This is a genomic window from Kitasatospora sp. NPDC093558 (genome assembly GCF_040683475.1).
Lineage (GTDB): Bacteria > Actinomycetota > Actinomycetes > Streptomycetales > Streptomycetaceae > Kitasatospora.
In genome coordinates, this window is sequence record NZ_JBFBDY010001194.1 from 1 (window position 1) to 1,362 (window position 1,362).

The 1,362-nt window shown below is 73.4% G+C and carries 2 protein-coding genes; both read left to right on the forward strand.

What is annotated here, in order from left to right; translation table 11 throughout:
- Positions 1-372, forward strand: a 372-nt coding sequence (locus tag AB0O00_RS39675) for a MarR family winged helix-turn-helix transcriptional regulator (protein ID WP_363659525.1), incomplete at its 5' end; no start/stop codon positions are given.
- A gap of 144 nt (positions 373-516) precedes the next feature.
- The coding region (locus AB0O00_RS39680) for a hypothetical protein (protein WP_363659526.1) at positions 517-1,362 on the forward strand (846 nt) is incomplete at its 3' end.

The following is a 1,362-nucleotide window of genomic DNA, read 5'->3' on the forward strand; positions in this document are numbered from 1 at the left end:
AGCGCCGACATCGAACCCGGGGGAGACCTGACCCACGTCCAGTTCGTCCTGCTCGCCTGCACCTGGTGGCTGAACGCCCAGGGCGAGCACCCCAACCAGCTCGCCCTCGCCCGCCAGGCCGGCACCGACGTCAAGATGACCTCCCAGGTGCTGCGGGCCCTCGAAACCAAGGGCCTGATCGAGCGCGAGGTCGACCCCGCCGACACCCGCGCCAAGCGCCTGCGCATCACCGCGACCGGCGCCGACCTGGCCCCGCGCGCGATCGCCGCCGTCGAGGCCGTCGACGCGGAGTTCTTCCGCCCGGTCGCCCGCGACGACGCCCTGACCCTCCTGCGCCGCCTGGCCACGCCGGCGGCGGACGACGCGTCCTGAGACGCCAATTCCTCACCGGCCCCCCGCATTCCGGCCAAATCCAGTCGGCCGTCCGGCGGGCGAACACCTGGATGGCAGCATGGCCGACGGCCCACGCCACGGCCCAAACGGGCCCCGGCGACCGATCGGAAGGTACGGAACCCCATGCGCAAGAACGCACGGCGATTCACGGCGGCGGCGACCGTCTGCGCCGCCCTCATCGGTACGGTCGGCCTCCTCGCGCCGGCCGCCCAGGCGCAGGCACCGGCGCGCGCGGCGGCGGCCGAGCTCCGGATACAGGACGCCACGCCTCCCGGCACCCAGGTGCAGACCACGACCGTCACCCGGCCCGACGGCACGCAGGCACAGGTCGCGATCTTCTCGACCAACTACGTGACCGGCCAGACCATTTGGTACCGCTCACAGAGCGACCCCGGCGGCGCGTACGGCGACTGGAGCCAGGTAAACGGCATGGCGCTCAACTTCCAGTACCTGCTGCTGACGGTCGCGGTGGACGCCGACGGGAGCCTGGAGGTGTTCACCATCGGCTACCAGTCGAGCGTCCTGGTCAGGATGCACCAGTCCGGCGAGGACGGGTCCTGGTCGGCGCCCGAGGCGTTCGGGCCGCCGTCCGCGAACGTGCCGAGGTTCTTCGGGGCGCCCGTCGCCTTCACCCGGGCGGACGGGACACTGGCCTTCTTCGAGGTCTTCCAGCGTGCGGGCGCACCGGAGCTGTACGTCAACGAGCAGAGCGAGCCGGGCGTTTGGGGCTCCTGGACCGACCTGGGGCCCGGCCCGCTGCCGGCTTCCGTCGCCACGCCGTCCACCGTCACGGAGGCCGAGGACGGGACGCTGACGGCCGTCGCGCGCATGTGGAACGCGCCGTCGATGTACGCGCGGATCTCCGAGCAGGCCCCGGGTGTCTGGGGCCCCTGGCAGGCCTGCGCGACAGCCGGCCGGCGGCCAGCAGCAGCGCGTCGCGGTGGCGCGGGCCCTGGCCGCCCGCCCCGA